General features: G+C 71.7%; 24 protein-coding genes and 1 tRNA gene. 16 read left to right on the forward strand and 9 right to left on the reverse strand.

Features of this window, described 5'->3' with window-relative positions:
- The first annotated feature begins 64 nt into the window (after window positions 1-64).
- The 3 genes from AC3A3J_RS05535 (at window position 65) to AC3A3J_RS05545 (ending at window position 2,306) form a co-directional block, all read left to right on the forward strand.
- Window positions 65-147 (forward strand) — tRNA-Leu (locus AC3A3J_RS05535).
- 292 nt (window positions 148-439) lie between these two features.
- A complete protein-coding gene (locus tag AC3A3J_RS05540; RefSeq protein ID WP_487671327.1) occupies window positions 440-1,633 on the forward strand; it encodes an MFS transporter in 1,194 nt (397 codons plus the stop codon).
- 310 nt (window positions 1,634-1,943) lie between these two features.
- Window positions 1,944-2,306 carry a hypothetical protein gene (locus AC3A3J_RS05545; protein ID WP_487671328.1) on the forward strand — a complete coding sequence of 121 codons (363 nt, stop codon included), beginning with the start codon at window positions 1,944-1,946 and terminating at the stop codon, window positions 2,304-2,306.
- A 78-nt stretch (window positions 2,307-2,384) separates the two neighbouring features.
- On the opposite strand, the gene AC3A3J_RS05550 is transcribed toward AC3A3J_RS05545, so the two are convergent.
- Window positions 2,385-2,924: a pyridoxamine 5'-phosphate oxidase family protein gene (locus AC3A3J_RS05550; RefSeq protein ID WP_487671329.1), complete on the reverse strand. Its 540-nt coding sequence runs from the start codon at window positions 2,922-2,924 to the stop codon at window positions 2,385-2,387.
- 89 nt (window positions 2,925-3,013) lie between these two features.
- Between AC3A3J_RS05550 and AC3A3J_RS05555 the strand changes: the two genes are divergently transcribed.
- Window positions 3,014-3,883, forward strand: a complete 870-nt coding sequence (locus AC3A3J_RS05555) for a LysR family transcriptional regulator (RefSeq protein ID WP_487671330.1) — start codon at window positions 3,014-3,016, stop codon at window positions 3,881-3,883.
- Between the two features lie 47 nt (window positions 3,884-3,930).
- On the opposite strand, the gene AC3A3J_RS05560 is transcribed toward AC3A3J_RS05555, so the two are convergent.
- Both AC3A3J_RS05560 and AC3A3J_RS05565 read right to left on the reverse strand, forming a co-directional pair.
- Window positions 3,931-5,424 carry an LCP family protein gene (locus AC3A3J_RS05560; RefSeq protein WP_487671331.1) on the reverse strand — a complete coding sequence of 498 codons (1,494 nt, stop codon included), beginning with the start codon at window positions 5,422-5,424 and terminating at the stop codon, window positions 3,931-3,933.
- A gap of 84 nt (window positions 5,425-5,508) precedes the next feature.
- Complete coding sequence (locus AC3A3J_RS05565) at window positions 5,509-5,919, reverse strand: hypothetical protein (protein WP_487671332.1); 411 nt, start codon at window positions 5,917-5,919, stop codon at window positions 5,509-5,511.
- A gap of 133 nt (window positions 5,920-6,052) precedes the next feature.
- Between AC3A3J_RS05565 and AC3A3J_RS05570 the strand changes: the two genes are divergently transcribed.
- The 3 genes from AC3A3J_RS05570 to AC3A3J_RS05580 are packed head-to-tail and all read left to right on the forward strand — an operon-like array spanning window position 6,053 to window position 8,954.
- Window positions 6,053-7,195, forward strand: a complete 1,143-nt coding sequence (locus AC3A3J_RS05570; protein WP_487671333.1) for a hypothetical protein — start codon at window positions 6,053-6,055, stop codon at window positions 7,193-7,195.
- 55 nt (window positions 7,196-7,250) lie between these two features.
- On the forward strand, window positions 7,251-8,045 hold the full coding sequence (locus AC3A3J_RS05575) for a siderophore-interacting protein (protein ID WP_487671334.1): 795 nt from the start codon (window positions 7,251-7,253) through the stop codon (window positions 8,043-8,045).
- A gap of 21 nt (window positions 8,046-8,066) precedes the next feature.
- Window positions 8,067-8,954, forward strand: coding sequence for a hypothetical protein (locus AC3A3J_RS05580; RefSeq protein ID WP_487671335.1), 888 nt, complete (start codon window positions 8,067-8,069; stop codon window positions 8,952-8,954).
- Window positions 8,955-8,961: 7 nt separating this feature from the next.
- Here the strand turns inward: AC3A3J_RS05580 and AC3A3J_RS05585 are convergent, their stop codons facing one another.
- The 3 genes from AC3A3J_RS05585 to AC3A3J_RS05595 all read right to left on the reverse strand — a co-directional run bounded on the left by AC3A3J_RS05585 (window position 8,962) and on the right by AC3A3J_RS05595 (window position 11,125).
- Entirely contained in the window at window positions 8,962-9,966 is a 1,005-nt protein-coding gene (locus tag AC3A3J_RS05585; RefSeq protein ID WP_487671336.1) for a hypothetical protein, read from the reverse strand.
- The gene (locus tag AC3A3J_RS05590; protein WP_487671337.1) at window positions 9,963-10,766 is read right to left on the reverse strand and encodes an RNA polymerase sigma factor; all 804 of its coding nucleotides are present in this window, start codon (window positions 10,764-10,766) and stop codon (window positions 9,963-9,965) included. Before AC3A3J_RS05590 ends, AC3A3J_RS05585 begins: the two co-directional genes overlap by 4 nt.
- Before the next feature lie 134 nt (window positions 10,767-10,900).
- On the reverse strand, window positions 10,901-11,125 hold the full coding sequence (locus AC3A3J_RS05595; RefSeq protein ID WP_487671338.1) for a hypothetical protein: 225 nt from the start codon (window positions 11,123-11,125) through the stop codon (window positions 10,901-10,903).
- A 144-nt stretch (window positions 11,126-11,269) separates the two neighbouring features.
- Here AC3A3J_RS05595 and trxA point away from each other — a divergent pair, with 144 nt between their 5' ends.
- The gene (gene trxA / locus AC3A3J_RS05600) at window positions 11,270-11,653 is read left to right on the forward strand and encodes a thioredoxin (RefSeq protein ID WP_487671339.1); all 384 of its coding nucleotides are present in this window, start codon (window positions 11,270-11,272) and stop codon (window positions 11,651-11,653) included.
- Between the two features lie 27 nt (window positions 11,654-11,680).
- Here the strand turns inward: trxA and AC3A3J_RS05605 are convergent, their stop codons facing one another.
- Window positions 11,681-12,001, reverse strand: coding sequence for a DUF952 domain-containing protein (locus tag AC3A3J_RS05605; RefSeq protein ID WP_487671340.1), 321 nt, complete (start codon window positions 11,999-12,001; stop codon window positions 11,681-11,683).
- 50 nt (window positions 12,002-12,051) lie between these two features.
- On the opposite strand from AC3A3J_RS05605, the gene AC3A3J_RS05610 reads away from it, so the two are divergent.
- From AC3A3J_RS05610 to nhaA, 3 genes are all read left to right on the forward strand, one after another.
- Window positions 12,052-12,642, forward strand: a complete 591-nt coding sequence (locus AC3A3J_RS05610; RefSeq protein ID WP_487671341.1) for a TetR/AcrR family transcriptional regulator C-terminal domain-containing protein — start codon at window positions 12,052-12,054, stop codon at window positions 12,640-12,642.
- 112 nt (window positions 12,643-12,754) lie between these two features.
- Window positions 12,755-12,928, forward strand: a complete 174-nt coding sequence (locus AC3A3J_RS05615) for a hypothetical protein (protein WP_487671342.1) — start codon at window positions 12,755-12,757, stop codon at window positions 12,926-12,928.
- Window positions 12,929-12,998: 70 nt separating this feature from the next.
- Complete coding sequence (nhaA, locus tag AC3A3J_RS05620; RefSeq protein WP_487671343.1) at window positions 12,999-14,264, forward strand: Na+/H+ antiporter NhaA; 1,266 nt, start codon at window positions 12,999-13,001, stop codon at window positions 14,262-14,264.
- On the opposite strand, the gene AC3A3J_RS05625 is transcribed toward nhaA, so the two are convergent.
- Window positions 14,252-14,539: a hypothetical protein gene (locus tag AC3A3J_RS05625; RefSeq protein ID WP_487671344.1), complete on the reverse strand. Its 288-nt coding sequence runs from the start codon at window positions 14,537-14,539 to the stop codon at window positions 14,252-14,254. The genes nhaA and AC3A3J_RS05625 overlap by 13 nt on opposite strands.
- 13 nt (window positions 14,540-14,552) lie before the next feature.
- On the reverse strand, window positions 14,553-15,167 hold the full coding sequence (locus AC3A3J_RS05630; protein ID WP_487671466.1) for a cyclodeaminase/cyclohydrolase family protein: 615 nt from the start codon (window positions 15,165-15,167) through the stop codon (window positions 14,553-14,555).
- A 144-nt stretch (window positions 15,168-15,311) separates the two neighbouring features.
- Between AC3A3J_RS05630 and AC3A3J_RS05635 the strand changes: the two genes are divergently transcribed.
- From AC3A3J_RS05635 to AC3A3J_RS05655, 5 genes are all read left to right on the forward strand, one after another.
- Window positions 15,312-15,656 (forward strand): hypothetical protein, encoded by a 345-nt coding sequence (locus AC3A3J_RS05635; RefSeq protein WP_487671345.1) that lies wholly within the window; start codon window positions 15,312-15,314, stop codon window positions 15,654-15,656.
- Between the two features lie 125 nt (window positions 15,657-15,781).
- Window positions 15,782-16,675: a cytochrome c oxidase assembly protein gene (locus AC3A3J_RS05640; protein WP_487671346.1), complete on the forward strand. Its 894-nt coding sequence runs from the start codon at window positions 15,782-15,784 to the stop codon at window positions 16,673-16,675.
- On the forward strand, window positions 16,672-17,133 hold the full coding sequence (locus tag AC3A3J_RS05645; protein ID WP_487671347.1) for a DUF2243 domain-containing protein: 462 nt from the start codon (window positions 16,672-16,674) through the stop codon (window positions 17,131-17,133). Before AC3A3J_RS05640 ends, AC3A3J_RS05645 begins: the two co-directional genes overlap by 4 nt.
- Before the next feature lie 232 nt (window positions 17,134-17,365).
- On the forward strand, window positions 17,366-20,839 hold the full coding sequence (locus AC3A3J_RS05650; protein WP_487671348.1) for an SdrD B-like domain-containing protein: 3,474 nt from the start codon (window positions 17,366-17,368) through the stop codon (window positions 20,837-20,839).
- A gap of 194 nt (window positions 20,840-21,033) precedes the next feature.
- Window positions 21,034-26,076 carry a DUF7507 domain-containing protein gene (locus tag AC3A3J_RS05655; RefSeq protein WP_487671349.1) on the forward strand — a complete coding sequence of 1,681 codons (5,043 nt, stop codon included), beginning with the start codon at window positions 21,034-21,036 and terminating at the stop codon, window positions 26,074-26,076.
- Window positions 26,077-26,123: the final 47 nt, after the last annotated feature.

The raw sequence follows: 26,123 nt of genomic DNA on the forward strand, positions 1-26,123 counted from the left end.
GTTTTCGGTGCGGCGGACTGCGTGATAGCCTTGCGAAGTTGAGTTCTTCGGAACGAGACGACTCGCGCGAGTGGCGGAATGGTAGACGCGCTGGCTTCAGGTGCCAGTGTCCGTAAGGACGTGGGGGTTCAAGTCCCCCCTCGCGCACAGCGAGTGTGAGAAGGCCGGGCCCATCGGGTCCGGCCTTCGTCGTTCCTCGGGCTGTAGACCAGGCGGATGAGCGCGGGAATGAGGCGGCCCGCACGCACTCACGTACCGGCACCACCGACATACCCCTGGTTCGACCAACCGGCGGCGTTCGCCGCGGCGCTCGGTCGCTGGGTGGCGGCGCGGTGAACACCGCCCGCACGCGCCGCTAGGGGCACCCGGGAAGAAACCGGTGCGGTTCGCGGTTCCCTCATCGTCGGGTCGAGAGGGCCCGCCCGAGAAGGAGCACGTCATGACCGCATCCGCCGTTTCACCCCGACACGCGAGGGGCTTCTGGGTCGTGGCGGTGACGTTCCTGCTCGTCATGGCGTACTCGACCGTGCCGACACCCCTCTATCCCCTCTACCAAGCGGCGGACGGGTTCCCGGTGTCGACCATCACCGTGATCTTCGCGGCGTACGCCGTGGGCGTCGTGGCGAGCCTGTTCCTGCTCGGTCACATCAGCGACTGGATGGGACGTCGGCGGATGCTCGTCATCGCGATCCTCGTGTCGGCGCTCTCGGCCGTGCTGTTCATGGTGTTCACCGACGTCGCCGGGCTGCTCGTCGCGCGGGTCGTGAACGGTGTGAGCATCGGCGTGCTGACGGCCACCGCGACCGCCCACCTGGGAGAGCTGCGCGCGCAGGCGCGCCCCGACGAGAACGTCATCGTCGCGGCGGCGGTCGCGGGTGGCGCGAACCTCGGCGGTCTGGGGCTCGGCCCCGTCATCGGCGGCCTCTTCGCCGACTACCTGCCCGACCCGCTGCACCTGCCGCACACCGTGTTCGCGATCGTGCTCATCGGGCTCGCCATCGCCGTCACGCTCGTACCCGAGACGGTGGATGCCGCCCCCCGCGCCTACCGCCCGCAGCGCATCGCCGTGCCGCGGGGCGCCCGCAGCACCTTCCTCACCGCCGGCTTCGCAGCCTTCGCCGGCTTCGCCCTTTTCGGCCTCTTCACCTCGCTCGCCCCGAGCATCCTCATCGGCACCTTCGACCAGACGGCGCACCTCGTCGCCGGGCTCACCGTTTTCGCGGTGTTCGGGGCCGCCGCGGCCGCACAGGTCGTGCTCGGCGCGCTCCCGCAGCGGGTGCAGCTGCTGTTCGCCGCCCTCGCGAGTGGCTCGGGGCTGGTGCTCATCGCCCTGGGAGCCGTGCTCCCCTCTCTGCCGCTCTTCATCGGCGGCGGCCTGGTCGCCGGCGCCGGTGTCGGGGCGCTGTTCAAGAACGCGCTCGCCGCGGCGGCGAGCGTCGCTGAGCCCGGGAAGCGCGGCGAGACGCTCGCCGGCATTTTCCTCGTCGCCTACCTCGGCCTCGCCGTGCCGGTGCTCGCGATCGGCGCCGCGTTGACGGTCGTGCCGCAGACGACCGTGCTGCTGATCTTCGCCGCACTCGTCGCCGTGGTCACAGTGTTCGGCGCGCTGCGCATGCGTCGCAGCATCCGCTGACCGAGGAGCGGCCCCGCGTTCCGCGCCGACGCGCGGCGGACGCCCCGGTCACCGGTCACCGGGCATACGGACCGATCACAACCTGGAACGGGAACAGGGGCGCGCTGACGAGAGCGGTACGCTCGGCCGCGGGCATCCGCCGCGAGGGCTATCCGCGTCCCTCGCCCGCCGTACCATTCAAGATTTCGGCGTTCCCCGCGCCGGAAGATCAGGGCCGGCGTGCGCGAGGTCGGCGCCATCGCATGCTGTACTGGACGCTGAGCCGCAGCCACCGGGGGTTACGACTGCGCGGGGACGGGGAGGGGCGCGAGTGCTGAAGATCATCGGTCTGATTCTCATCACCGTCGTCGGGGTGCTCTGCGGTCTGAGCGGCGCCGCTCAGTTCAACCTTTCCGGTCTCGTCTGGGCGGGCGACGGATTCGGCCACGCCCCCTATTGGGACCCCATGGAGAGCGACGTCGGTGTGGGTCTCGCCGTCATGTGGCTTCTCGTGTGGCTGGCGTCGCTGATCGCGACAGCCGTCGTCTCGCGGACCGGCGCTGCAACAGTGGGTGGCATGAAGGCGAAGAGTCTCGGGACCGCCCTCATCTCTCTGTCCAGCGGCCTCACGGTGGCGGCGCTGATCCTGGCGCTGGTCGTGCTGCCGGCGCAATACAGCTGGATGTACTACTGAAGCGAGTTCGGCGGAGGTAGCGGCGGACGGTCCCCAGCTGAGACTCGGCTTCGCGCCTGGGTCATGTAACCCGTGCGCTCAGTCGGCGGCCGGCGGAGCGAAGTGCGGGATGGGCGAGGGGCGCTCGCCGCGCTGGTTCCGGTGTTCGGCGGCCGCCTCGTCGGTGAGGGGCACCGCGTACACCGGGGGTGCGATCCGGGGATTCTTCGGGAACCTGCGGCCCGTGACCGATCGCGCATCGACCTTCAGGACGAACGGCTTCGGGGTCGCCGTCCACGAAGCGAAGCGCTCGACTCCGATTCGGCGGAGTTCGGCCTCGCTCGTCACCTGAGCCGCGACACCGCGCACGACGACGCTCCAGTACCCCTGATCGTCCTCCCCGTCGACCTCCACCGCGACGTACGAGTGCGCGGCGATCGCGACGACCTTCGCATCGAACGCCGAGCGGATATAGACGGCGTCGTCGACAACGAGGTGGTTCACCGGTCGGATGTCGGGAGCCCCGTCCGGCCCGTCGAACGCCAGCCGGCAGAGGGCGGTCGAGCCGAGCATCCGCCAGCATTCGGCGCTGTCCATTTCGAGGGGGAGGGTCGTCCCCGGGGATTCGCTCTTCGACACGTTCGGTTCTCCTTCCGCCGTCGCCCTTTTTCGATCCTCCTCCGCCGAGGAGCGATTCGCCAGGGCCGTGGCTGGTAGCGTGCCTCCCGATGTCTCGCCTCTCCCTCGGTCAGCTCGAAGCGCTCGTCGCGGTCGCCGACCATGCGTCCGTCACGGCCGCCGCGGACGAGCTCGGGGTCTCGCAGCCGTCGCTCTCCCGACGTCTGCAGGGACTGGAAGAGGCGCTCGGTGTGGCGATCCTCCGCCCCTCGGGTCGCGGAGTCGCACTGACCCCGGCGGGCGCCGAGGCCGTCGCCGCCGCGCGCCGTGCGCTTGCCGAGGTCGCCGTGGTCGATGCGCTGTCGGAGTCGGTGCGCACGCTCGCTGCGGGATCGCTCCGCATCACAGGGCTCCCGTCGCTGGTCTCGTCGCTGGCGCCCGATTTCGTCGCGCCCTTCCATCGCGCGCATCCCGGGGTGGCGATCAGTATGGCCACCGAGGAGGACACCGCGTCGGTGGTCGAGGCGCTCCGCTCCGGGCGTGCGGACCTCGCGCTGTGCGTGCTCGACGGTGTGCCCAGCGACCTCCGGAGCATCGAGCTGCCGCCGCAGCGATTCGTCGCGGTCGCGCGCGCTGACGCGGCCGACGGCGACCTCGAGAACCTGCTGCGCGGGTCCACCCTCGTCACGCTGCCCGCCGGGACCTCGATGCGATCGTTGGCCGATCAGGCGTACCGCCGACGGGGAATCGCACCGCCTCGGGTGATGACGACCACCCAGCGCGACAGCCTGGTGCGACTCGCCCTGTCCGTCGGGGGCGTCACGATCGTTCCCGACGCGTTCGGCGACCTCGCACACGCACTCGGCGGGCGGTGTCTCGAACTCGACGACCAGTCGACCCGGCCGGTCGGTGTGCTGTATACGGCCGAGGCGCGGCGGAATCCCGCGCTGGACGCCGCGCTCGCCTTCCTCGCGGCGTGAGCCCAGCGTCGCCGCCTCGACGCCGGAACGACCACGAGCGGCGCGCTCTATGCGGTACAGAGGTCGATGTCCGCGCTTCGGCTCACGGCATCCACCGGGCGCGGCGACACCACGACGGCGGCCGCGCGGTCGGGATAGTCGCGGCCGAGGACCAGGCGCACGCCGTCGACCTGCTCGGTACGGATCTCGATGTCTCCGCCGAGATCGGCGGCGAGCGTTCGCGCGGTGGCCTGCGCCTCCGCATCGTCCGCTGCGAGGATCACGGTGACATCGGTCGCGTCGGCGTTCGAGAGGCCGCGGATGCCGAACCCCAGGCCCCTGGCCTCCTCCGCCACCTGTGCGGCGAGTCCCGCCACGCCCGCTCCATTCGCCACGAGCACCGGGGCGCTCCGGACGGCGGGTGCCGTGTCGACCGTGCCCGGGTCGGGCGAGACGGGCTGCTCGGTCGTCGCGTCGACGGCATCCGTCGTCAGCGTCACCGGGGTGTCGTCGCGGAGGGCTTGGAACACGACGGCAGCGTCGGCGGCCGGCACGACGCGATTGCGGTCCTGCGGCGCCGGTGCCCAGGGCATGGTGAGGAACGTGACGTCGCTCAGCGGTACGTTCGCGACGCGCGCCGCGAGGCCGACGAGCGAGGACAGGGCGCCGAGATCGGGGTCGACGGTCATCGACGAGGTCGCGGCGTCGAGGAAGGCGTAGAGGCGGTCGGGACGCACCAGCACGTCGCTGCGGGTCGCCTTCTGCACGATCGCCGACAGCACCATCTGCTGATGCCCGAGTCGGGCGATGTCGCTCTCTTCCGCGAGGGCGTGGCGAGTGCGGGCGAGCGCGAGAGCCTGGGTGCCGTCGACCGCCTGCGGTCCGGCCGGGAGATCGAGCATCGCGTGAGGATCCTGCAGGGGCTCGGGCAGGCATACGTCGATTCCCCCCATCGCGTCGACCATGCCGATGAAGCCTTCGAAGTCCATCTGCACGAAATGATCGACGTGCACACCGGTGAGCCTCTCCACCGCCGCCACCGAGCATGCGGGTCCTGCGTTGAGCGCCGAGTTCAGCATCCCCTGGCCCCCGCGCGTCGCGCCGCGCCCCGTGTCGGGGCACGGCGGCAGGTCCATGAGGGTGTCGCGGGGCAGCTGAACGGCGTCGATGCGGGTGTTGTCGGCGGAGATGTGCGCGAGCACCATCGCATCGCTGCGCTGCGTGCCGTCATCATCACCGAAGGCGTCGGAGGAGAGGGCGCGAGCGTCCGACCCCAGGAGCAGGATGTTCAGCGACCCGGTGTCGAGCGCGGGCGCGGCGTCATCGGTCTCGGCGCCCGGGTCGGACCGGATCGGTGCGGTGGTCACGTTGCCCTGCAGTTGGGCGACGGCGACGACCGTGCTCAAGATGAGGCCCAGCGCCACGGCCCCGCCGGCCACGCCGAGGGTGCGCCGGCGTCGGCGGCGACGGGAGGCCGGTCCAGTCTCGGCGGCGCCCGTTTCGAAGGGGTCGGTCGAGCGGGTCTCGTCGGCGATGCGCCGGAGGTGGTCTGGACGTCTCACCGACCCACGACATCACGGTCGACTCATGACCACAAATAGCTCGAGCGGGTTCACTCATGCATCCCGGCTATGAGTTCGGACGCGTCACCTCACCCACGAGACGCTCGGCGAGAGGGCTTCGGCGTCGTCCGGCGGCGTGCCGACGTCTCCCGTGAACCAGAACGTCGGGCCGTCGTCGGGGGTGATCGAGACGGGCAGGCTCGTGGAGCATCCGCTGCCGGCCCCGTCGTCGGCCGGTACCACCACGATGCAGTAGCCGGGGACGTCGTCGGGGGAGGAGCGGGCGATGAACACGCGCCAGTCCTGCACGGTGCCGACCTGACGGATGCTCGACTCGACGAGGGCCGACGACTCGATGACGTCCGATCCGGGCGGGAGGGCGTCGTCGGCGTCGGCGGGCGCATCGAACTCGGGGACGGGAGTGGCCGACGACACGCATCCGCTCAGCATCCCGATGGACAGAGCGAGCAGCGCCGTCGCCGCGATCTTCCTCATCGGCCCAGTGAAGCGGGTGCGACGACGGATGGCCACTGTCGGAACGCGCCTTTGCGCGAGCGAGGAATTCCTGACAGACCGGTTCGCGCCGCGCGTTCCCGTTACCGTGGAGCGCGGACAGGGGAGGGCGACGATGACGGATGCCTCGACGGCGGCGCAGCGCGCGGAAGCACTGCTGCGCGGACCCCGCGGACGGCGGATGCTGCTCGATTTCGCGCGCGCCTCGGAAGCGCCCACGGCGGACGGCTGGCTCGGATCGTTCGGGTTGGCGGTGAACCATGCCGCGCATCATCTGGACCCGCATCGAGGGTCGAGCACGCTCGTCATGATCGGCGGCGACCCGGGCGCGGTGCCGGATGTTCCGCAGGTGTCGCCGCGTGAGGTTGCCGACGCGCTCGCCGCACTCGACCTCCCCGCGCCGACCATGCCGCGGCTGCGCCAGTCGCTGCAGGCTGCGGCGGATGCGGCCCGGTACTGGCAGGAACCCGACGGTGACGACGTGCTCGCCGCGACCCCCGAGATGCGTGACGCGCTCGCCCGGGTCGCCGCACACGTCGCGCAGGCGCCGGACAGCGCGTGGTGGTGGTCGCCGCTCGCCGCCGATCAGTGGGCGGTCGAGTGGGTCGACGATATGCCGCGCGAGCCGCTGCACCACGATCCGCGCGAGCGTCTGCGTGAACGGCGGGTGCAGGAGCTCGAGGAGGAGGCGCAGGCGCAGCGCGAGCGACCCTCCGACCCGACGGCGCGGTGGAGCGGCAACTGGTGGTCGACCCCGAACTGGGGCATCCCCACGTCGACCCGCGCCTACGCCGATGACGCACCGGTGGCGCTCTGGGCGTGGGAGGACGCGATGGGCTGGGACGCGGCGCACGCGTTCCGCGTGCAGACCCCGCAGGATGCGCGCGTCTTCGAGATCGACTCGGCGGAGGCCTGGGCCGAGTTGTGCGCCAGGTTCCCCTTCGAGGCGACCGCGCAGAAGCGGCACGACTGGTTCCGCGCCACGGGGCGCGACGGCGCCTGGGTGGTGCCCGACTGGGTGCGGGTGGCGGAGCACTACGACGCGGTGCACCTGCCCGTCGCGACCTATCTCGCGGCGGCGGGTACGGCGATCGCCGTCGACGAGACGCGAGCGTCGGTCATCGCGGGGTGGCACCCCGACGAGACGTGCTGGTTCGCGCCCGGCGTGCGGCGGGTCGGCGACCCGGTCGGGTGGGTTCTGCGGGAGCGCGAGCAGGAGTACGTGTGGGAGCAGGACGCATCGCTCGAACGGCCCTGACCGGCGGCGGCGCGGGCAGACTGGAGGCATCCGACCCGCGAACCCAGGAGATCGAATGACGGAACCGCGTCGCACCCCCGCCCAGGCCGTTCTCACGGTGGAGGACGTCGAGGAGATCAGTCCCGACCTGATCCGCGTCACAGCGGGCGGCGACGGCTACGACGACTTCACCGACAACCCGTTCACCGACAAGTACGTCAAGGTGCTCTTCGCCGACCCGGCGCACGGTCTCACCCCTCCGTACGATCTCGCGCGCCTGCGCGACGAGAGCCCCGAGAAGCTGCCCACGCGCCGCACCTACACGATCCGCGCGTCGGACCCCGAGCGTCGCCGCGTGGTCATCGATTTCGTCGTGCACGGCGACGAGGGGGTCGCCGGGCCCTGGGCGCGACAGGCGCAGCCCGGGCAGACGCTCGTCATCAGCGGCGCGGGCGGCGGATACCGCCCCGATCCCGCGAGCCCCTGGCATCTGCTGATCGGCGATCACACGGCACTGCCCGCGATCTCCTCCGCCGTCGAGGCGATGGGGCCGGATGCCGTCGGGCACGTCCTGCTCAGCATCCCCGATCCCGCCGATCGGCTGCTGCCGGATGCGTCGGCTGGTCTGAGCATCCACTGGGTCGCCGACGACGAGGCCCTGCTCGCCGAACTCGCCGCGCTGCCCTGGCGCGAAGGGCACCCCGGCGTGTTCGCCCACGGGGAGCGCGGCACGATCAAGGCCGTGCGGGCGCTGCTGAAGGAGCACGAGGTGCCCCGCGAGGCGCTGTCGATCTCGGCGTACTGGGCGCGAGGGCGGGCCGAGGACCAGTTCCAGGCCGAGAAGCGCGAGCCGATCGGTCAGATCGAGTAGCGCGGCGTGGGGGAGGAGTCCATGGACGAGGCGGACGAGCTGCGCCGACTGCAGGCCCGCGCGTACGGCCGGGATGCCGACATCGCCGACGACCCCGCCGCCCAGGCGCGTCTCGCCGAACTCGAGCGCGCGAACGCTCCGCGCCCCTCCGTGCCCGCGTCCCCCCGTCCCGGGCATGAGGGGGCGGAAGTGGCCGGGTTCGGCACCCCGGACACGGCGGTTCTCGACCCCTCACGTGAGGTGGGGGACTCTTCACGCGAGGTGGGGCACGCGAGCGCGCGCGGGCTGGGGTCGGGGCGCGAGGGGTCAGAAGCGGCCGGGTTCCGCACCCCGGATGAGGCATTTCTTGACCCCTCACGGGCCAGGGAGGACCCCTCGGGCGAGGGAGGGCTGGATGCGCCCGGGCGGGGGTGGGCGGGGAGCATCCGACGGATGCTCGACACGCTGAGTCCGTCCGGACGGACCTGGCTCGGCGCGGCGTGCATCGCGCTCGCCACGGTGGCGGTGACCACCGTGGTGACCACATTGCCGTGGCCCGACCCGCGGCAGGTCGCGACCATCGCCGTCGACGCGGATGCTCCCTGGCCCGAGCTGCTCGGCGCGCGGACCCCCGATGCCGCGCTGTTCGAGGACTTCCACGGGCTCACGGTCATCCGCGACATCGGTTGGTTCTCGCCCGAGGAGGAACGGGACACGTGTCTCGTGATCGTGCGCAGCGAGCTGCTGCGCGAAGAGGTCGGCGCGCTCCAGCCGGTCACGTGGGCGTGCGGGGCGGGCGACTTCCCGCCGACCCTGCACATGACCGTCAACCCCGGTCAGCCCGAGGCGCTGCGTGAACGATTCGCCGACGGCACGGGGCTCGAGTTCGTCTTGGACGGCGACGTCGTGTCGGTCCGCGCCGACGACTGAGCCGCCCCTACTCCACGTCCCAGAGGGTGTACTGGATGACCCCGGTCGGGATGAAGTCCTGCGGCTCCCGCAGCTCCACCTCCTCGCCGACGATGCGCCCCGTCTCGACCGACACCAGCAGCGTCACGTCGTGAACCTCGCTGCCGCCCGACACGCGCAGCCCCACGACGTCGCGTCCGAGGCGGTCCTCGGTTCGCCCGAGCACGGTCACGTCCCCGGCATCCGCGAGCATCCCGAGCAGCGTCGCGTGCTGCTCGTCGGTGAGCGTCCACCAGCTCTGCAGTGACACGATGCCCCGCGCGAGCTCGCCTGAGGTCGTCGCGTCGCCCACCTCGTACCCCGACATCGCCGACCGGAGGTCCTGCTCGCTCGCGCCGTCGAGGTCGCCCAACACGCGGGGCAGGTCGAACTCGGCCGACGACTGGGTGGCGACGCCGATCACCTCGCCCGGGTCGTAGGGGCTGTCGGCGACGCCGTCGGGACGATCGTCGTTTGGCCAGTACGACTCGCCGGCGACGATCGTCGTGACCGATCCGGTCTCGTACGACCAGTCGGTGGTGACCTCCTGCGGCACGATCTCGATCTGCTCGTCGCCCATGTCGATGCTCCAGGCCCAGCCGATCGACGCGACGTGCGGACTCTGCGCGGGCCCGTCGCCATCGGCCAGGGCGGTCTGCGCATCGCGGATCACGTCGTCGAGCGGCTCCGGGTCGACATAGGTCAGCGGGGGAGGGGCGAGAGCGCTCGCCTGTTGCCCCGGCGACAGCACGTCGACGGCGACGATCGTCATGACCGCCGCAGCGGCGACGGCGATCGACGCCCCGGCGACCCAGGCCCTGCGACGCGCCACTCGGGCTGGGCGGCGGGCCCGGCGGCGGGCCGGGCGGCGCTCGCCGCGGATGATGCGCTCGCGCAGCGCGATGTCGGCGGCGCGCTGGTCGGCACGCTCGCCGGTGGGGGCCGGGTTCGCGGCGGCGAAGAGGCGGTCGATGCGCTCGTCGGTGATCGTCACGACTCCTCCTTCGTCTCGAGCTGCGCGCGGAGCTTGGCGCGTGCGCGGGTGAGTGTGGTCCAGACCGATGCGGGGCTGCAGCGCAGCACGGCGGCGGTCTCGCCGGCACTCAGTTCGTCCCAGTAGGTGAGCACCACGACCTGCCGCTCGCGTGCCGACAGGGCCGTCATGGCCTCGCGCAGAGCCAGCGCCTCGAGCGGATGCAGGTCGCCGGTGTCTTCGCGCATGCCACGGGTGAGTGCGACGAGGGCCTGTTCGCGCGAGCGGTGGCGCCGAGCGGCATCCTTCAGTTTGTTGTCGGCGGTGCGCAGCAGCCAGGCGAGGCCCATGGGGCTGTGCGGGCGCAGCTTGCGCCACGCGATGGTGAACACGTCGGCCGCGATCTCGTCGACCTCGTCGGGGTCGTCGACGTAGCACGCGAGGTGGCGCCGCACCCGCGGCAGGTGCTCGTCGAAGAGGATGCGGAACACCATCGCCTTGTTCGGCGGCGCCCCGCGCATCGGTGCCGCGGCGGTCGACGATGCGGTGGTCGATGTCGTCCCCGGGGACGACGCCCTCGCCGACGATACCCGGCCCGACGATGCGCGGCCCGACGATGCGCGGCTCGCCGCCGCCCGGCCCGCCGATGCCCGGCTCGCCGACGCCTTCGCCGATGCCGCCCGGCCCGACGGGGCGTGGGACGGCCAGGTCGACGACCGGCTCCGGGCGCCACGCCGGGTCGGCATGGCTGCCGCGAGCACCGCGGAGAGTGGCACGAACAGCGCTGTCCCCCGCAGCATCGCCACCCCGCTCCGTGTCATCGTCGTCTTGCCCACGCTAGCGCCGGCACTCGTGCGCCCCTCCCCGGGGGCGCACGAGCCGGCCCCCCGGCTTTCAGTATGGATCGGCCGAGCCGACGCCCGCGGCAGCCCTCTTTGCGGCTCGGGACGATTCCTTACAGACCTTCGTCGAGTCGCACACGGGGCTCGATCGCGGTGAGCGCGATGTTGCCGACGATCGCCGTCACGACGAGCATCCCGCCCAGCAGGAAGACCGCGACACGCGCCGCCGACGCCGGAACGTCTGCCTCGAGAACGCCCTCCGGCGTGCCCGACATCGCTGCGACTGCCACCGCCGCAACCCCGACGGCCAACGACGCCACCCAGAACACTCGCCACATCTCGCCCCCTCCCCAGTGACGGTAGGCGAGTGCGGCCGATCGCCCCGGGGCTCCCTTGGCGCGAGCGGCGAATTCCTGACCGACTCTGTCGCGGCCCTCGACGGGTGCCGTCGCACCCATACTGGAGACGACGGAAGGATACCCATGGCAACCACAGCCCTCAGCAGTGCAGACTTCGCCCAGACGGTCGCCGACGACGGCATCGTGCTCGTCGACTTCTGGGCGGAATGGTGCGGTCCCTGCCGCATGTTCGGCCCCATCTTCGAGAAGGCGTCCGAGCAGCACTCGGACATCACCTTCGCCAAGGTCGACACCGAGGCCAATCAGGATCTCGCGCGAGCAGCGGGCATCGTCTCGATCCCCACGCTCATGGCGTTCCGCGACAACGTGCTCGTCTTCTCGCAGGCCGGGGCCCTTCCCGCGCCGGCGCTGGAAGACCTGATCGGTCAGGTGCGCGCACTCGACATGGACGCCGTGCGGGCGTCGATCGCCGAGGCGCAGGCCGCGAAGGATCCTGCAGGGGAGTAAACCCGTCGCGGGGTGCGACGCGAGCGCTCAGCGCGCGATCGGATGCTCCGCCACGATGACCTCGCTCGACATCGGCAGCTCGCCGAGGATGCGGGGCGCGCCGTCGACCCATTCGACATCGACGCCGGCGCTCTGCAGCTGTTCGACGTCGATCGTGATGTCGAGCAGGGGCAGGGCGAGGTCTCCGTACCGCCGGGCGACCACCTGCAACACGCGGTCGGCGGTCGTGGCGTGGATGAACCCCTCGTCGTCGAGGTGCGTGCCCCGGGTGGCGACGGCGTACTCGCCGAAGCCGCGACTCATCTCCCAGTCGTCCTGGATCGCGATGTGATGGATGTGGGTGTTCACGGGCCCTCCTCAATGAAACGGTTTCGTTGCATTAACGGTAGGCTACTCCCATGACGGGAAAGCGCGGACGACCCTCGGCCGGCGAAAGGGCGCAGCGACACGAGCGCGTGGTCGACGTGGTCGTCGCGCTGCTCGCCGCCGAAGGGTACGGTGCCGTCGGCTTCGATAGGGTCTCGGCCGAGGCGCAGGTCGCCAAGCGCACGCTCTACGCCGACTACGGCGACCGCCTCGGCCTCGTGCGCGCCGCCGTGCGACGGCAGCACGCCTATGTCGACGAGGCCTGGGCGTCCGAAGCCGACCTGCGGGCGGCATCCGTCTCGGTCGTCGCGCACCTGCTCGATGACGACGCGATCGCCGTGCACCGCGCGCTCGTCGGCGCGGCCGGAGCGGATGCCTCGCTCGCGGCCGAGTTCTACGAACAGGGTCCGGGCCGGGCGCAGCGATTCCTGGCCGAGCACCTTCCGCCGCATGCCGCGGACTGCGCAGACCTGCTCTTCGCGGCTCTGCTCGGCGAACCGCATCGCCGTCGGCTTCTCGGTCTCGCGGCCGCGCCCTCCGCGCTCGACGTGCAGGCGCACGTGGATCGGGTGCTCACCGCGCTGGCGCTCGACGGCGCCGGCGAGACACCGCCTCGCGCCTGAGACACCACGGGAGGCATGGGGTCTCGTGGCGCAATTGATGGCCTCGGCGCGGACGGCACGAAAACGACGGCGTCCCAGGGAAGGCCGTGGGCGGCCCGATAGGCTGACGAGCATGACCCTGCTCTCCGCCGGCGCGTCGCGCGCCCCGCGTCGCCTCGCCTCGGCGACGCCGATGGGGGAGTGGATGCGTGTGGTCATGCACCCCGGTACCAACGGGTGGACCAGTGTCTGGGGAACGATCTCGCACGGCGAGATCGCGGGCTGCCCGCCGCCCCGCCGCATCTAGGCCGCCCTCCGGGATCCGAAGGAGGAGCGGCCAGACGCGTCACCCTTCCTTCTCACCCCGAGGTGCCTCCATGTCTTCGTCCACCCCTTCCCGGCTGCGCCGCGCCCCTCACGAGCTCTGGCGGGGCATCCGCCAGAACGCACGCAGCGACGTGCTCGGCGGCGCCCTCCTGCTGACCGCGACCGTCGCCGCCCTCGTTCTCGCCAACTCTCCCCTCGCGCCCTGGTACGAACAGGTGCGCGACTTCCGCTTCGGCATCCCCGAGCTGCATCTCGAACTGAGCGTCGGCGCCTGGGCGGCCGACGGGCTGCTCGCGATCTTCTTCTTCGTCGTCGGGTTGGAGCTGAAAGAGGAGTTCGTCACCGGGCGCCTGCGCGACCCGCGACGCGCGGCCCTGCCGATCGCCGCGGCCGTGGGCGGCGTCGTCGTGCCGGCCGCGATCTTCCTGCTCATCGCCGCGGGGAGCGGCCCCGACGTGCTGCGGGGGTGGGCGATCCCCACCGCCACCGACATCGCGTTCGCCGTCGCGGTGCTCGCGGTGGTCGGCCGCTTCCTGCCGCCGGCGCTGCGCGTGTTCCTGCTGACGCTCGCGATCGTCGACGACCTCATCGCGATCACCATCATCGCGACGTTCTACACCGAGTCGATCAGCGTGCCCTGGCTGGTGCTCGCGCTGCTGCCCCTCGCGGGGTTCGCCCTCGCGGTGCGCACGGGCATCCGCGCGTGGTGGATCCTGCTGCCGCTGGCGATCGCCGTGTGGGTGTGCGTGCACGCGGCCGGGGTCCACGCGACCGTCGCTGGCGTGCTCCTCGGCTTCGTCGTTCCCGTGCTGCCGACCGCCCGCGCGCGCGTGGCGAAGCGCGTCGGACCCGACGGCGAGCCCGAGTACGACGGCATGGCGCCGCATCTCGCCGACCGATGGGGCGTCGTCGCGACGCTCTTCGCGGTGCCCGTGTTCGCGTTCTTCGCGGCCGGCGTGACGATCGGCGGCATCGACGGGCTGGTCTCGGCGCTGCGCGATCCGATCACTCTCGGCATCATCGCCGGCCTCGTGCTGGGCAAGCCGATCGGCATCCTCGGCACGACGTTCGCGCTCAGCCGGGTGCCCGCACTGCGCCTCGACGACGGCCTGCGCTGGCCCGACCTGGCGGGCATGTCGCTGCTGGCCGGTATCGGCTTCACCGTGTCGCTGCTCGTGGGCGAACTCGCGTACGGCGCGAGCTCGGTGGCCGACGAGCACGTCAAGATCGGCGTGCTGCTCGGGTCGTTCGCTGCGGCGGTGCTGGGCGGGGCGGTGCTGGGCGTGCGCAGCAGACGGGCGCGTCAGTACTCGTAATCGAAGAAGCCGCCGTACGGATGGTCGCGGTCGCCGGTGTCGCGGGCGTCGTGACGAACGGTCTCGACGCTGAACACGATCCGGCTGCGCCGCGATATGAAGACGCTGACGAGGCGGTTCCCCACGACCACGAACTCGAGGAAGTCCCCGCCCGATGCGACGCATGCGCGCACCTGGTCTTTGAGCTCCTCGACGTCGGTGCCCTGCGACAGGGCATACGTGTCGCCATCGATCTTGAGGTGCGTGCGAATCATCACGCGCGTCATGTCGGCCACCCTGAAATGGTAGTCACATCTCCGCGCGGATGCGCGCGGCGATCTCGACCGTGCGCGCGCGGTCGTCACCGAGGGCCGCCGCAGCCTCGTCGAGACGCCCGCGCTCGGACGCGTCGGCGCCGTGCTTCGTCGCGAGCGCCAGGTCGGCGCGGAGGTTGATGGCGGCGCCCGAGATGCCGACCGCGAGGGTCTCGGCGGCGATGGCGAGGTCGGCGCGCACCGCGGGGTTGCCGATCTCGGCGAGCAGGGCGAGGTCGGGCACGAGACCCCGTCCGACCTCGCCCACCTCCATCGACGACCGCGCGGCCGACAGAGCGGCGTCGCGCACCCGGGCGTCGCGCTCGGCGTCGTCGGCGGGCAGGGCGAGCGCGGCCCCGAAGCCGGCGGAGCGGATGCCGTCGGCCTCGGCGGCGTCGAGCGCGGCACGGCGAGCCAGCGCGACGCGGTCCGCGCACTCCTCGGCGCGCGGGTCGTCGGTGTAGCCGGCGACCATGTGCAGGAGTCCGGCCGAGACGGCGAGCACGACGCCGCACGCGGCCCCGCCGCCCGGCGCTCCCGCCGGCTTCGCGAGGGCCGCGAGCCAGGCATCCATCGGCAGGGAGGTGGGCACGTGCGCGTTGTCCGACATGCGTGCCACCCTACGACCCTCCCCCGTTCGATCACCCGCAGGGAGTATGCTCTCCTGCGTCTACAGTTCTCCGGGCGAGGTAGACGGGGGGATGCCCGGCATCCGAACGGCTTCTACCCGAAGCCACCAAGGAGATCGTCCCGTATGGGGAGCATCCGCGTTCGCGCGCGCCTCCGGCGCGCCCTTCTCGCCTCGACGGCCAGTGCCCTGCTGGTCGGAGGCGCCGCCCTCGCGGCGGAACCCGCCGCCGCGTCACCCGTTCCGGTCCCGGTCACGGCGTCCGCCGTCGTGCCGGTCTCCGGTGCGATGTCGCCGCCGGCGGGCTCGTCGCACGCGCCGGTGCCCGCCAGGGATGCCGACGACGAACGTGCCGTCGATGCCCGGGGTGCTCTGCCCATCGCCGCGGCGAGCGGCGCCCTGCTGCTCGTGGCGCTCGGCGGGCTCGCGGTCGAAGTGCGCCGACGCCGTTCGCCCCAGACGGCCGGCTGACCCGGCGCCTTCGCGTCGGCGATCGCACGCGCGGCCCTTCGCGCGTCGTCGCCCGCGAGTCAAGCCCCTCCGTCGCCGCGCTCGCGTCGCCGTAGCGTCGACGAACGGCGAGCGGAGGGGGAGCGATGGACAGCGTCTCGGCGCACGTGCATCATCACGGCGCGGGCCTCGCCACGGTGGGCATCGGCGATGCCGCGCTCGCGATGCCCTTCATCGCCGCGGTGATCGTGTACACCTGCGCGGCCCTCGGGGTGCAGCGCGGACGCGGCTCGTGGCCGGGTGCGCGCATCGCCGCCTGGACGGCCGGTGTCTCTGCGATCTGGCTCGGCACGGTCGGACCCCTCGCGGCGGCGGCGCACGAGTCGTTCGTCGCGCACATGGCCGCGCACCTGCTCGTCGGCATGGTCGCGCCGCTGCTCCTGGTGCTCGCGGCACCGAGCACCCTCGCCCTCCGCTCGTTCAGCATCGAACCGGCACGCCGGGTGAGCGCGGTGCTGCGCAGTCCGCTCGCGCGCGTGCTGACGCATCCGATCGTCGCCGCGGTGCTCTCCCTCGGCGGGCTCGCCGTGTTGTACCTCACCCCGGTGTTCGAGGTCGTGCATCGCAACCCGCTCCTGCACATCGTGGTGATGGCGCACGTGCTTCTCGCGGGGGTTCTGTTCACGGCATCCGTCGTCGCCGTCGATCCGAATCCGCATCGCAGCCCGTTCCGTCTGCGCGTGGGGGTGCTCGTCGCCGCGCTCGCCGTGCACGCCGTCATCGCGAAGGCCCTGTACGCGAACCCGCCCGCCGGGCTGCCGGTGTCCGATGTCGAGGCGGGCGCGCAGCTGATGTTCTCCGGCGGCGATCTCGTCGACGCGACGCTGCTCGTGCTGCTCGGACTCGAGTGGTTCCGCGCGACCGGCCGCCGCGACGGCATCGGACGTGGCCTGCGGCGCGCGACGTCGACGCCGGTGCCGTCGATCGCGTCGGGGGTGGCCGCGGGGAACGCCCCGGCGTCTGCGGGAGCACGGTCATGAAGCGGATGCTGCGCACGCGCGCCTGGATCGCCGGTCTGCTGCTGGGGGTCGCCGTCATGGCGGCTATCGACGAGATCGTCTTCCACCAGATCCTGGCGTGGCACCACTTCTACGACCGCAGCACCCCGGCGATCGGGCTGGTGTCGGACGGGCTGCTGCACGCGGGCGAGCTCGCGATCGCGGTGGCCGGAGTGTTCCTGCTGCTCGACGCGCGGCGGCGGGAGGGCTTCCGTGGTGCCGTCGTCATGGCGGGGCTGCTCGTCGGCGCGGGGCTGTTCCAGGTCTTCGACGGGGTCGTGCACCACAAACTGCTGCGGGTGCATCAGGTGCGGTACGGCGTCGAGCTGCTGCCCTACGACATCGCGTGGGTCGGCGCCGGCGCGGCGCTGCTCGCCGTCGGGCTCGTCTCGACCGCGCTCGTCTCCCACCGCGGGAGCATCTCGCCGCACCACGCCTGACGCGTCACAACCGCGCGGGGGGTGAGTCCGCGGCTCGACGAACTTCACCCTCGGTTCACCCGCAACTTCGCGTCATGAAACGGCGCATCCGTGTTCTCTTCATTGGTGGGCCATCCCGGGCCCCCTGATCGCGCGGGTCGACACCTGCGCGGTCACGCGTACCGCAACCCGGTACCGACGCAGAGGCGTGCACCCCATTCGGCGCGCCTCCTGAACCGTTCTGGAGTATCCGATGTCTCAGTACACGGTGCGGCGATCCCGCGCGCGCACTCTCATCCACTGGTTGGCGGGCATCCTCGCCGCCCTTCTCGCCGTCGGCGGCCTCAGCGCCCCGGCGTTGGCCGCGGGCGGGGGTGTGACCGTCTTCCCCGTCGACTCCGGCAGCGTCCACGACGGCACCCCCGTGCTCACCGAGGGCGGGACCTACGCGTTCCAGCTCGGCTACGGCAGCATGGACGACGGCGACGTGGTCGCCATCGACCTGCCCGAGGGCATCGCCATCCCCGAGAAGGCGCTCGTCGTGCCGTCAGGCAACACCGCTGTGCGTTCGCTCGCGATGGATGCCGGCGGCCGACTCATCGTCACCTTCGCCGACCCTTTCCCCGGCGACGTCAACCAGGGCGTGCTCGACCTCTCGTTCACCGTCGAGACGATCGAGAAGAGCGAGGTGCGGGAACTCGTCTGGAACGTCGGCGGCACCCCCACCACGCAGAAGGTCATCGTCGTGAAGCCGGGCGAGTCGCCGCAGGCCACCCCCACCGGATCGAACAAGACCGTCGGCACCGTCGCGATCCCGCACTCGGTGGTCGACGGTCGCGTCGTGATCCCCGAGAGCGCGCTCGACGCCACCCTTCCCTACACCGTGACCGTGTCGAGCGCCGAGGCCCGCGACATCACCCTCACCGACACCCTCGGCGCGCACCTCGCGTTCGTCGAGGGCTCGCTCGCGGGCAGCAAGACCGTGCGTGACGCCGACGACCTCAACCCGGTGACCTCCCCGGTCTCGGGTCTGCCGTCGATCGGCGGTGCGACCTTCACCCACGCCTTCCGTGCCGAGGCGAACTCGGTCTACACCTTCACCTACCGGGCGCGCATCGCCGACGCCGCAGCACTCGACGCGATCCGCGACGACCTGCAGAAGGCCTACGACGCGGTCGACCGCGTGAACGGCGGATCGTACGCCGTCTCGCTCACCAACGAGGTCGACGTCTCGGGGCAGAAGCACCGCACGAGCACCGCCATCCGCGGAAGCGTCAAGGGCCAGGATCGCCCCGGAACGGGCGCCGCTTTCGGCAAGGCGGTCGACCCCGCCGCCGTGCGCCTCGACGAGCAGCTGCCCGCGGGCGCCGTGCTCGATCAGCCCCTCGCTGTCACCTACTCCCTGCGGGCCGACCTCACCGTCTTCGCCCCGTTCGCCGACGGCCCCTTCGGCCTGACGCGCAACGTCGTGGTGCGAGACACGCTGCCCGCCGAGGCGACGTGGCGCGCTGATGCGGAGGGCTTCCTGACTTTGACCGACCAGACCGGCGCGACGATCGCGCTCGCGCCCGCACGCGGCATCGAGGGCGGGTTCGAACAGGCCATCGCCGCCGACGAGTATCGCTTCACCTATGCGGTCGACGGTCCGAACCTGTACGTGAACCTCGGCGCCGACGTGTCGAAGAGCTACCAGCTGCGCGCGGCCGCGTCGATCACCGCTCTGCCGAAGAACGCCAGCGGCGGTGACCAGTACTCCGCGACCTACCGCGTGCAGAACGACGCGTACTTCGTGTACGCCGACGGCAAGTGGGAGACCAAGTCGGCGGCGACGACCATCACCGTGCCGAAGGACACGAGCGGCGGGGTTGACGACCCGAGCCGATTCTCGAAGACCGCACCGGGCGGAACCGTCTCGGTGACCCCCGGCACGGCGACGACCATCCCGTACACCTTCACGATCGGCGAGAACGTCGGCGATGCCTCGACCGCGCGCATCGTCGACGAGATCGACCACGAGGTGTTCGACGTCACCCCGGCGACGCTGCCCGCCATCGCGGAGTCGATCACCGGTGCGTACGACAGCAACTTCCCGCTCGACGCCGACACTTTCGACGTCTCGCTCGACGATGACGGCCGACTCGTGATCGCGCCGAACGCCGAGTTCCCGAAGGACGCGGCGTGGGGAGCATCCGCGGCGGCGCCCTTCACGAAGCGCTGGTCGATCACCGTCGACCTTCCGCTGCAGGTGCTGCAGGGAAAGCAGACGCTCGACGTGCAGAACTCCGCCCGCTATGAGGGCGCAGACGAGGAGATCGTGTACACGTCGACGTCTCGCTCGACCGCGACGAGCTTCGGCAACGAGATGGAGGTGCGCAAGCGCGTCTACGACGCCGCGAACGACGCCTTCACCGGCAGCCTGCGGGTCGAGACGGATGCCGACGGCGCGCTCGTGCGCGATGAGTTCGTCTACCGCGTCGAGCTGATGCCGCACGGCACGTTCACGAACATGGTCGAAGACGTCGTCGACGTGCTGCCGGCCGGCGTCGAGTTCGTCGGCTGGGTCGACCCCGCCGACCTGGCCACGGGGCGCACGATCGACGGCACCCGCTACACCGTGCCCGGCTCGAGCCTCACCGCGTCGTACGACGCGGCCGACGACACCGTGACGTTGGAGCGCGGACGCCTCGCGAGCGGACAGACCGTGACGCTGTTCTTCGCGGTGCGCGTCGTCGACTTCGAGCCGAACGTCGGCATCACCAACATGATCGGAGCGAGCGGGGCGACCATCACCCCGACCAACGATCTGCCGCTGAACCTGCTCAAGCGCGACAGCACCGATGCCGCCAAGCTCATCACCGACGCCGGTGCGCGCTTCTCGGTGCTCGCCGACGATCAGGCGACCGTCGTGCTCGGCGACCTGCGCGTCGTCGACGGCACGATCCTCACCGCCGACGGGGCCACCCCGACGGTCGCGGCGGCCGGCACGTACTGGCTGCGCGAGGACGTCGCCCCGACGGGCTACCAGAAGGCGACGCAGCTCACGCGTATCACCGTGGCCGAGAGCGGGGCATCCGACGATGTCGTGCTCTTCAACACCCCGGGCGTGACGGTCGAGCCCGAGAAGACGTACGCGATCGGCGACGTCACCTGGATCGACGCGAACAGCGACGGTCGACAGGACGACGACGAGCAGGTGCTTCCCGGCGTCACGGTCGAGCTGCTGCGCGGCGACGAGGTCATCGCGACGACGAGCACCGACGCACGCGGTCGGTACCTGTTCGACGAGCTGCCCGCGGGCGAGTACCGCGTGCGCTTCACGCTGACCGACGCGCAGAAGAAGACGTACGTGTTCACGCAGGCGGATGCCGGTACCGACGACGTCGCGGACTCGGATGCCGACCCGAAGACGGGCCTGACGCAGACGATCGTGCTCGGGCCGGACAACGTGCACCTCACCCGCGACTACCCGTGGGCCGACGTGCGCGCGACCGAGGGCATCGACCCGACCTGGGACGCCGGCGTGATCGTGCGGCTTCCGGCCGCCGAGCTGCCGGGCACCCCGGGTTCGGGGGAGACGCCCGTCGACCCGGCCCGCCCCGGCACCCCCGGGGTGAACGAGCTCGCGACCACCGGGGCCGAAGGGCCGATGGGCCTCGCAGCCCTGGCCGCCCTGCTCGCGCTCGCCGGTGGTGCGGTGGCGCTGATCGCCCGCCGGCGTCGCGCGTGACGGGCTGTCCCGCGTGACGGGCTCGAGCATCCGCTCGTAGCACCCGCCTGCGCTGATGAACCCGCTCCGGCGCGGGGTGCCACCCTTTCGGTGGTGCCTCGCGCCGGCACGGGTGAAATGGGGGTGAGTTTTCTCGTTTCTGTGCATTTCCTGAATCCGTGGACCCTAGGTTCGTGCTCGGAGAGGGAGTCCCCATGTCACAGAGAACCCGTCGTCGCGCGCGCCTCGGCACCCACCGCCTACGGCCCCTGATCGCCGCCGTGCTCGGCGTCGTGACCGCTATCGGGGGCATCCTGGTCGCACCGGTCGCCGCGACCGCCGCCCCCGGCGACCTCGTCGTGCAGGTCGAGTACCTCGACGGCATCACGAATCAGCCGATCACCGATCTGCAGGCGCAGATCGCCGACCGTTCCAACGGCGACGAGTGGTTCTACAAGCTCAACGTCTCGTACAGCTGCGGGCCGGTGCAGTGCGCCTCGGCCGTCGTGCGGGTGGCCCCGCAGATCCTCGACCCGTTCTACGGCACCCAGCGCTTCTCGGCGTACGCGAGCACCTCGCTGCCGGGCAACGTCGTCACGAGTAGCGCCGCCGCCGGCCAGACCGTGCAGCTCGGCACCCTCGCCCCCGGCACGAGCGGCTCGTTCCAGATGACCTACCGCTTCCAGAGCCGCGGCGTCGGTGTGGACCCGGCCTCGTTCTTCCCCGAGGGCCAGGTCGTGCCGGCATCCGTCACGCTCTCGGCGACCGGGCTCGAGCCCGTCACGGCGACCGATCAGATCACCTGGCACATCGCGACGCCCGACCCCCGCGTCTCGGTCGCGTCGCCCGACCTCGCGCGCACCGAGAGCGACTACACGTACACGCTCTACATGTCGGCGAGCTGCCAGTGGGAACGCAGCACCGCCGGGCACGGCGAGCCCGCATACGAGTGCGCGCGCGACTACACCGTCACCGACCACCTCGATGAGGACGCGATCTTCGTCTCGGCCAGCAACGGCGGCGTGCACGATCCCGCCACGAACACCGTCACCTGGACCGCCTCGGGTCAGGGCGCGGCGCCCGGCTGGGGTCCGCTGAACAACCTCGGTCAGCCGCGCACCGTCACGGTGCGCTACCCCGACTCGATCGTCGACGGCGACAGCTGCGTGGTCGACATGACCAACCGCCTCGACGTGTCGATGACCTACCTCAGCGGCACGGTCAAGACCGCGACCGCCAGCCGCTCGCACCGGGTCAACGCCTGCGAGCCGTTCGCCAGCGCCGTTCTCGACGGCAAGAGCTCGACCCGCGACGCGGGCACCGCGACCGACCCCCTGGTGTGGGAGCGCCAGTCGGGTCACTACTGGTACGTGCGCCTCGCCAACCGCGCCAACGTGCCCGGTGTCGCGACCGTGGTCGACGACGAACTCGGCCAGCCCGGCCTGCCGGTGTACGGGGTCGCTCTGGTCGGCACGCGCGGATCGGTGCAGTTCACGCTCGACGACGGCACCACGGGTACCGTCTCCGACGTCGCGAACTACAACGCCCCCGCCGGCCGGTTCATCACCGCCGCGACGGTCGTGACGGCGCCGCTGAACGGCCCGAACCTCGAGGAGTCGAGCCAGACGGCTCGTACCGAGGCGCAGGTGCGCTACTACTACAGCGTCGGCGACGACGTGCCGAACGAAGGGTGGGTGCGCACCAACACGGCGTCGGCCACCATGAGCTACCCGGGCACCGACCTCGCCGACCTCGACCTGGGCGACGCGTCGTACACCGTCACCGCGGTTCCCCGTCCGGTCTACTTCCGCCCGACCCTGGGCGTCTCGGTCGCGGGTGGCGGTCAGCCGGTCGTCGGCACCCCGGTCACCTACTCGCTGAACGCGTCGACGGCCGACGTCGAACCGGGAACGCCGTTCGAGGGGCAGTACGTCTACGTCGCTCCGGTGGGCTGGGACATCATCCCGAACTCCGCCGCCATCGCCGCGGCCACCGGTTTCTCGTTCGAGTACAGGACCGTGACCATCAGCGGGCAGCAGCGTCAGGCCGTATACGCGTCGCGTGCGGCCGGCACCGTGTGGGGCGCCAACGAGACGTGGCCGACGATGACCGTGCAGGCGACGCCCACCACGGCGGTCGCGGGCGGCAGCACCGGCAACGCGATCTTCTACATGGGCGACGCGGGGCACAACTACGGCCCCAACACCGCGATCTGGGGCAACAACGGCAACTTCCGCTTCGTCGACGCCCCCGACCTCGACGGCGACGGTGACGTGACCGAGAGCTGGGCCTACGTCGGCGCGAACGTGACGGTCGGAGCGACCACCGCCCTCAACGTGCTGAAGGAGATCTGCTACCCGGTGGCCTCGGCGCCCGGCGGCTGCGAATGGCGCTCGAACCCTGACGTTCCCGTGCCGGTCTCGCCCACCACGAACGACATCACCTACCGCGTGACCATCACGAACAACGGCTCGACGGCGCAGACCGGGGTCATCGCCTACGACGTGCTGCCCCACCCCGGCGACACGGGGCTCACGGCGACCACCGCGGGCGTCTCCCGTGGTTCGACCTTCGCCGAGAGCCTCACCTCGGCCACGGCGGGCACCGGCGTGACGCTCGCCTATTCCGACGCCGTGAACCCCTGCCGTCCCGAGGTCTTTGCGGGAGGCCCGACGGGCTGCGCGAACGCGTGGGATGCCGACGCCGACGGCGCCATGGCGATCCGCGCGGTCGTGGGCGGCACGCTCGCCGCCGGTCAGTCGCGCTCGTTCACCTACGTCGCCGCGGTCGTCGGCGACCCCGTGAACGGCGACATCGCCTGCAACTCGGTGGCGATCGACAGCGCCACCACGTCGCCCACCGAACCCCGCGCCGTGTGCGCGCGGATCGTCGAGTCCGACCTCTCGGCCGCGGCACCCGCGCGACTGCCCCTGCAGGTCGACCGCCCCGGCACCGTGCCGTTCCTCGTGACGAACAACAGCGGGGCGACGGATGCCCCGGCCGAGGTCGTCGTCGAGGTGCCCGCGGCGCTCACCGTCACGGCGCTGGAGTTCGACGGCTGGGCGTGCAGCTCGCCCGACGGACCCGCTCCCATCGCCGGCGGCACCACGCTCACGTGCGCACCGACCGATGACGTGGTGACGCAGGGCGAGCCGATCGCGCTGAACCTGCCGGTGGTCGCGGTCGAGGGCGCCGACTCGGTGTGCGTCGACGCCACCGTCGACGGCGAGTACTACGACGGCGTGCCCGCGAACGACAGCGCGCGGGCCTGCATGCAGGTCATCGCCGGCGAGCCCGAGCTCACGCTGACGAAGGACGACGGCCGCGACCGCATCGCCATCGGCGACGAGTACACCTACGCGATCACCGTCTCGAACCGGCTCGTCGGCGAGAGCGTCGATGGCGCCGTCGTGACCGACGTGCTCCCTGCCCACCTGCAGTTCGTGTCGGCCTCGGCCGGCGGCACCCTCTCCGGTGCGTCCGACGACGGCGCGGGCGGCACGGTGACCTGGCCGCTGCCCGCGCTCGCCCCCGCTGCCGCGGCGAACGACGAGGGTGCGATCGGCGAGGCGCCGGACGCATCGTCGACCCAGGTGTCGGTGACGGTGCGGGTGCGGCAGAGCGCCGAGGCGATCGACGCGCTCACCAACACGGCCTCGGTCGCGGCATCCGACCCGGCCGACGCGCAGGCGTCGCTCACGGCATCCGACGACGACACCGATCAGGTGGTGCGCACGGCGGCGCTGTCGCTCACCAAGTCGGTCACCCCCGATGCGGTGGTGGCTGCGGGCACCCCGGTCGCCTACGCGTTCCGCGTGGTGAACGAGGGCGACGTCACGCTCACCGATGTGCGCATCGACGAGCGCGAGTTCACGGGTTCGGGCGTGAGCGCGCCGGTCGTCACCTGCCCGACGGGTCCGCTCGCTCCCCAGGGCGCGATCACCTGCGCGGCGACCTACACCCTCACACATGACGACATCGCCGCGGGCGGCGTGAGCAACACCGCCGTGGCGCGGGCATCCGCCCCCGCGGGCGTCGACGCACCGGTGTCGAACGCGTCGACGGCGGTCGTCGCGGTGACGCCCGCTCCGGCGATCACGCTCACCAAGTCGGTCTCGACCGACGCGCTGGTGGCGGGCGACGAGGTCGTCTACTCGTTCGTGGTGACGAACGCGGGCAACGTGCCGCTGCGCGACGTCGCGATCGACGAGACGTCGTTCACCGGTACCGGCGACCTGTCCCCGGTGGTGTGCGCCGACGGGGCGGACGAGCTCGCGATCGACGACCAGGTGGTCTGCGAGGCGACGTACACGGTGACCCAAGCCGATGTGGATGCCGGCGGCGTGTCGAACACGGCCGTCGCCACAGCGGCCGCGGCCGACGGGCCGGTGCGGTCGTCGGCCTCCCGTGCCGACCTGCCGTTCACCCCCGCGCCCGCGGTCTCGATCGTCAAGAGCGCCGACGTCGCGGGTATCGAGACGGCGGGACAGGACGTCGAGTACCGCTTCCGCGTGACGAACGACGGCAACGTGACGATGACCGACATCGCCGTCGCGGAGGAGGTGTTCTCGGGAACCGGGGAGCTGTCCGACATCGCCTGCGACGTCGACGGTCTGCTGCCTGGGCAGTGGGTCGACTGCACGGCGTCGTACGAGGTGACGCAGGCCGACATCGACGCGGGCGGTCTCACCAACACCGCCTCGGCATCGGCTCTCGCCCCGCGCTCCGAGACGCCCGTGCTCGCGGCCCCGTCGACCAGCACGCTGCCCTTCGTGGGAACCGTGTCGCTCGCGCTGAGCAAGACCGGCACGCCGATCGACGCCGACGGCGATGGCCGCACGACGGTGCGCGACAGCATCCGCTGGACGTTCACGGTCACGAACGACGGCGCCGCGACTCTGCGCGACCTCGCGGTGTCCGACCCGATGGCCGGAGCGGTGGAGTGCGCGGCCGAGGAGATCGCGCCCGGGGAGTCCGTGGAGTGCGCAGCGGTCGACGACTACCGCATCACGGCCGCGCAGGCCGCGGCCGGCGAGGTCGTGAACGTGGCGACCGCGTCGGCCTCGGGTGTAGGTGACGCGACGGCGGATGCCGAGGCGACGGCCGTGGTCGAGATCGTGACGGTCGCCGCACCGGGAGGGAGCGACCCGCTCGCCACCACGGGTGCGGAGTCGCGGGCGGTGCTCGCCCTCGCGATCGTCCTTCTGCTCGCCGGGGTCGGGGGACTCCTGGTGGGACGGCGGCGACGCGCCGCCTGAGGTCTCGGCGGAGCGCTCCGGATGCTCCGCCGAGACACCGCATCCGC

The sequence above is a fragment of the Microbacterium sp. Soil_N32 genome, assembly GCF_057655505.1.